The following is a 5,319-nucleotide window of genomic DNA, read 5'->3' as shown; positions in this document are numbered from 1 at the left end:
GATTCTTTTTTGGTTTCTTCTTCTGCCATTTTCTCTCCTTTAATAAAAATTCTATTATATAAAATCTTTTTTTAAATTTTCAAGTTTTACATTTTTAAATAACTTCCAAGCCATTTTAACTCATTTGGATATCGTCTAAACAATTCACTCACATTCGCATCATCAATGTGTCCATCAATATCAATAAAAAAGCAATAGTCAAAATCATTTCCTGTGCGCTTAGGGCGAGATTGAAAAAAGGTCATATTAATATTTAAATCTTTCACATCATAAAGCAGACAATGAATTGCACCGGGCTTGTCGTCGTTTGCCAAAATTGCAAACAAAGAAGTTTTGTCTTTGCCGCAAGGTTGATTTTTGAAATTGCTAATCACAATAAAACGCGTTTTGTTGTCTGAATTGTTCTCAATATTTTCAAACAAAATTGGCGTGCTATAAAGTTTCGCTGCAATGGGTGAGCATATAGCAGCACATTTTGGATTTTCTTTTGCAAGCTGCGCCGCACGTGCAGTAGAATCTACCGGAATTCTCTGAATATGGTCTAAAGAATGCTCACTTAAGAAATTAGAACATTGTCCAAAAGCAATGTCTTTAGAGTAAATAACCTCAATTTCTTGAATTTTTTGTGTCTGACTTGCAAAACAATGATGAATCGGTATATAAATTTCAGCTACAATTTTTAACTCTGTGCTTCTTAGCAAATCCAATGTTTCCCCTACGACACCATTTTGACTATTTTCAATCGGAATCACTGCATAACTTGCACATTGATTTTCTACACTTTTGACGGCTTGTGTAATGGTATTGTGAGAAAAATATTCACACATTGCGCCAAACCTGCTTTCTGCCGCTTGATGCGTATAGCTTCCAAGAGGACCAAGATACGCCACGCGTTCTGGCGATTCCAAATTACGACTGACTGCAAAAATCTCCGAATAAATTGCCTCAATCGCTGCTCTATTGAGTGATAAAGAGCCTTTAGAATGCAATCTATCAATGATTTCTTTTTCTCTCTCTGGACGATAAATAGGGGTATTACTCTGCAACTTTGCTTTGCCAATGCGCTTGACAATCTCCATACGCTTTTCTAATAATCCCAAAATTTCATCATCAATGCTATCAATCTCTCTTCTAAAATTTTGTAAATTCATCTTAAGATTCCTTCATAAATAATCTTTTTCTAACACAATCAAATCTTCTATGCACTCCCTTTTGCGGACTAATCGTATAGCTCCATTCTCAACTGCAACCTCTGCACAGCGCGGGCGAGAATTATAATTACTTGCCATACTGAACCCATACGCTCCAGCACTAAGCACTGCTAGCACCTCCCCATTTTGCAAAGAAGGTAAGGAAATGTTTTTGCCCAAATAATCTCCACTCTCACAAATTGGACCTACGACATCTGCACTACTTAATTCTTGCGATTCTGTGTTAAGTGGCACAATCTGATGATACGCATCATAAAAACTTGGACGAATTAAATCATTCATCGCACCATCTACGATCACGAATCGCTTATTTTGATGCATTTTTTGATAAAGCACTTTTGTCAAAAACACGCCACTATTTCCCACGATAAATCTACCCGGCTCACAAATAATTGTTAAATCCAATCCCCGCAATTCCTCTAAAATTGCTTGTGCGTAATCATAAGGATTGATAGTTGTTTCATCACTATAAGTGATTCCAATCCCACCACCTATGTCAAAAAACTTAATCTCAATTTTGAGTGCCAATAAACTATGCGCAAGTTGTGCAATTTTGCGTGCAGACTCCGCAATGGGCTTGAGCTTGGTTAATTGACTACCAATATGAAAATGAATCCCAATAGGCTCTAAGTATTTGGAATGATGTGCCAACAAATACATACCCTTAGCCTCTTCAATGCTCACACCAAATTTATTTTCTTTTAGCCCTGTGGAAATATAAGGGTGTGTTTGCGGGTCAATATCTGGATTGACACGTATAGAAATCCTCGCTGGAACTCCTAACTCTTGCGCACAAGATTCCACAAGCAACATTTCCTCTTTGGATTCTACATTAATAAATAAGATGCCAATGCGTAAAGCCTCTTGAATCTCAAAAGCTTGCTTGCCCACGCCACTATAAATGATTTTATACTTTGGAATCCCTGCCAAAATAGCACGTTGAATCTCACCCAAAGAAACACAATCCGCCCCGCTTTCCAAACTAGCCAACTTTTTGATAACGCTTAAGTTAGAGTTTGCTTTTAATGCATAGCAAATCATTGTTTTTCTTCCGCCAAAAGCCGCTTTCATCTGCACATATCTTTCTTGGATTCTATCCAAATCATAAACATATAAAGGTGTGCCAAAGTCTTTTGCAGCCTTTTGTAATAAATCTTTATCAAAATTTCCATCAAGTTTAGGGATATTTTGGGATTCTATATTTTTCATTTTTTCTGCTCTTATTTTTCTAGTTGAATCTATAATTATAATCAAAAATGCCTTAAATCTTTAAACTAAAATTAGTTACACTTTCAAACTTAAGTTCATAGTATTAAAGGTTCAAAATATAATGAAAGATAAAATTGTTTTATTTGACTTAGATGGCACACTGATTGACTCTACACAAGCAGTCTATGAGGGTATTTGTAAAGCTTGTGAATCTCTTAATCACCCTACTCCGAGCTACGAAAAAGTCAGCTTGCAAATTGGACACACGCTTGAAGATATGTTTAAAACTTTTAATGTAGAATCTCCCAAGATTCCAGAATTTATCGCAATTTATCGGGAACATTATGGAAAAATTTGTATCCCCAAAACACATTTGCTAAACAATGCGCAACAAGCAATTACAGAAGCGTATTCATTCGCACATTTAGGAGTTGTAACCACAAAAACAGGTAAATACTCTAAAATTATCTTGGAACATCTCAAAGTCCTAGAATACTTCACTTGTGTGATTGGTAGAGAAGATGTCAAGGAAGCAAAACCAAGTGCTGAACCTATTTTATTGGCTCTAAAATCAATGCCAAAGGATATTACGAAAAACCACATTTATATGATTGGAGATACACCTTTGGATATTCAAGCAGCAAACAATGCAAATATCCAAAGCATAGGCGTGCTAAGCGGCTATGCGAGTTTGGAGTTATTGCAATCTTATACAAGTTGTATTGTTAAAGATTCCCTAGAAGCTGTGCGCAAGATTCAAACTTTGTAAGTTTATCCTTATCATACAAATTCGCGCCGTTGCAAGATTCTGTTTTGGAATCGTGGTGCATATTGTCTTTAAAAGTGCGATTCGTAGCAATCCACAACTTAAACCAAAAGTAAATTTGCAATGGAATCTTAAAAAATTTTAAGATGAAATTTCACATTATAGATTGCTTTGATATTGACTTACAAGGAATTAAGAATCTATCTTTACAAACATCGGATTCCACGCTTTAGAAGCAACTATTACAGAATCTCCACTCTGCAAATTTTTAACTTCCTCTTCGCTCGCAGTAATTTGGACAATCTCATTACCCACAAGCACATTCACGATATAAACCAATCCATTCTTGCTTACTTCCAATATTGTCCCGCTTTGTCGGAACTTCCCACTTGGCAAGCCATTTAAAAAAACTTCATCAGGAGTTCCTTGTTTATCAATCTTACCTAACTCCAAATGCACAACAAAGTTTGAGAGAAAAAACACTTCGCTAAAATTATGACTAACCAAAAAAGTAGTCAGCTTGAAATGCTGATGGATACGCAACAATTCTTCTTGCAATTTACGCGACATTGCAGAATCCAATGCAGAAAATGGCTCATCAAGCAGCAAGATTTGCGGATTTCTCACCAATGCGCGCGCCAAAGCCACACGTTGTTGTTGCCCACCGCTTAGCATATTTGGCTTAAACTTGCGCAAAGCACCCAATTCCGTGATTTCTAACAAAGATTCCACACGCGATTTATCAGCATTTTTTGGCAAAGCAAAACTTAGATTCTCCTCCACACTCATATTTGGAAAGAGCGCATAATCCTGAAAAACAAACCCGATTCTACGTTTTTGAGGTGGCAAATTGATTTTTGCACACGCGTCATACCAAATCTCATCATTGACTTGAATCACTCCAGAATCCGGTGAATCCAATCCTGCTAAAATGCGTAGAATCGTGGTTTTACCTGCTCCACTTTTACCAAAAAATGTAATAAGATTTTGGGGTGTTAGCTCACAACAAACCTGCAAAGTAAAATTGCCCTGCACACTATGGAGCTGCTTTTCAAAATCCAAAAATATCATTTCACACTTCTTTTGTTAAGATAAAAAGCAAGGAGTAGAATAGAAAAAGTGATAGCAAACAAGCTCAAGGCATATTGGTGCGCCAATGTATAATTTAGGGATTCTACCTCGTCATAAATCGCAATACTAGCCACGCGTGTTTGCCCTTGAATATTCCCTCCAATCATCATCACAACACCAAATTCTCCAATCGTATGCGCAAAAGTTACGACTACTCCTACAAGCACGGAGCGTGAAATATTGGGCAATAATACAGAATAAAGAATCCTTAAACGACTTTTTCCAAGCGTCAAAGCCGCCTCAAAGAGTGATTGGGGCAGAGCTGCAAAACCTGCTTGAATAGGATTCACCATAAAAGGGAGCGAAAAAATTACAGAACCCACAATCAAACCTTCAAAACTAAAAACAAGTTTAAGATTAAAAACATCTAATAAGAATTTTCCCAAAGGACTTTGCGGGCTAAAAGTAATCAAAAGATAGAATCCAAGCACACTAGGGGGTAACACAAGAGGCATAGAAACAACTGCTTCCAAAATCGGCGCGATTCTACTTCGCGTAAAAGCCAAAAAATAACCCAATGGAATCGCAAGTAATAGCAAGATAAAAGTTGTAAGAAATGCAACCTTAAAAGTCAAAAGCATTGTGATTGCAAAATCATTCAAATTTTCCACTTTCCACTCCTTTGTATTCCTTTCTATTGCTACCTTAAATTATAAATTTTTGTATCAAAAAAGAGCATAATCTCATTCTCAGGAATATGCCAAAAGATAGAATCTCCCACTTTAAGCCCATTGTGCCTCACAAAATCCAAAGTACAAAGCACATTAAGCGTGCCGTTTTCTGCATAATTTGAAGCAAGCGTCAATCGTGCAAAAAGACTATCTTGAGTAATTTTTAAAATTTCAGCCCTAAAAGTATTGTGTATGCCTTTTAATTTGGTTGCCACAATGATATTGTTTTCTTTGAATCCTAATTGCAAGGGCTGATGCAACAAATGAGAAACAAATGCAGAATCTTCTAGCAGTAGCACAAAAAGATGACTTTGAGATTCCACATTTTGTG

At 36.5% G+C, this 5,319-nt stretch carries 5 protein-coding genes and 1 pseudogene; 1 reads left to right on the top strand and 5 read right to left on the bottom strand.

The window, feature by feature from the left end:
* Window positions 1–86 precede the first annotated feature (86 nt).
* Together pheA and lysA are read right to left on the bottom strand one after the other, a co-directional pair.
* Window positions 87–1,151, bottom strand: a complete 1,065-nt coding sequence (gene pheA, locus Q1553_RS06725) for a chorismate mutase (protein WP_300842842.1) — start codon at window positions 1,149–1,151, stop codon at window positions 87–89.
* A gap of 12 nt (window positions 1,152–1,163) precedes the next feature.
* Window positions 1,164–2,420, bottom strand: coding sequence for a diaminopimelate decarboxylase (gene lysA / locus Q1553_RS06720; RefSeq protein ID WP_297578478.1), 1,257 nt, complete (start codon window positions 2,418–2,420; stop codon window positions 1,164–1,166).
* Window positions 2,421–2,541: 121 nt separating this feature from the next.
* On the opposite strand from lysA, the gene Q1553_RS06715 reads away from it, so the two are divergent.
* On the top strand, window positions 2,542–3,189 hold the full coding sequence (locus Q1553_RS06715) for an HAD family hydrolase (protein WP_115551691.1): 648 nt from the start codon (window positions 2,542–2,544) through the stop codon (window positions 3,187–3,189).
* 189 nt (window positions 3,190–3,378) lie between these two features.
* Here Q1553_RS06715 and Q1553_RS06710 read toward each other — a convergent pair whose 3' ends face one another.
* From Q1553_RS06710 to Q1553_RS06700, 3 genes and pseudogenes are all read right to left on the bottom strand, one after another.
* On the bottom strand, window positions 3,379–4,257 hold the full coding sequence (locus Q1553_RS06710) for an ATP-binding cassette domain-containing protein (protein ID WP_300691791.1): 879 nt from the start codon (window positions 4,255–4,257) through the stop codon (window positions 3,379–3,381).
* Window positions 4,254–4,898, bottom strand: coding sequence for a molybdate ABC transporter permease subunit (gene modB, locus Q1553_RS06705; RefSeq protein ID WP_297570586.1), 645 nt, complete (start codon window positions 4,896–4,898; stop codon window positions 4,254–4,256). The genes Q1553_RS06710 and modB overlap by 4 nt, the downstream gene beginning before the upstream one ends.
* 59 nt (window positions 4,899–4,957) lie before the next feature.
* A pseudogene (locus Q1553_RS06700) lies at window positions 4,958–5,319 on the bottom strand (hypothetical protein); the annotation flags it as partial.

The organism is Helicobacter sp. UBA3407 (assembly GCF_949747025.1).
In the GTDB taxonomy this organism is placed as follows: domain Bacteria; phylum Campylobacterota; class Campylobacteria; order Campylobacterales; family Helicobacteraceae; genus Helicobacter_D; species Helicobacter_D ganmani.
This window is presented reverse-complemented; position numbering and strand designations above follow the sequence as displayed.

Excerpts from the sequence above, each read along its gene's own strand:
- lysA (WP_297578478.1), bottom strand. The coding sequence starts at position 2,420 with ATGAAAAATATAGAATCCCAAAATATCCCTAAACTTGATGGAAATTTT.
- modB (WP_297570586.1), bottom strand. The coding sequence starts at position 4,898 with ATGCTTTTGACTTTTAAGGTTGCATTTCTTACAACTTTTATCTTGCTA.
- Q1553_RS06710 (WP_300691791.1), bottom strand. The coding sequence starts at position 4,257 with ATGATATTTTTGGATTTTGAAAAGCAGCTCCATAGTGTGCAGGGCAAT.
- Q1553_RS06715 (WP_115551691.1), top strand. The coding sequence starts at position 2,542 with ATGAAAGATAAAATTGTTTTATTTGACTTAGATGGCACACTGATTGAC.
- pheA (WP_300842842.1), bottom strand. The coding sequence starts at position 1,151 with ATGAATTTACAAAATTTTAGAAGAGAGATTGATAGCATTGATGATGAA.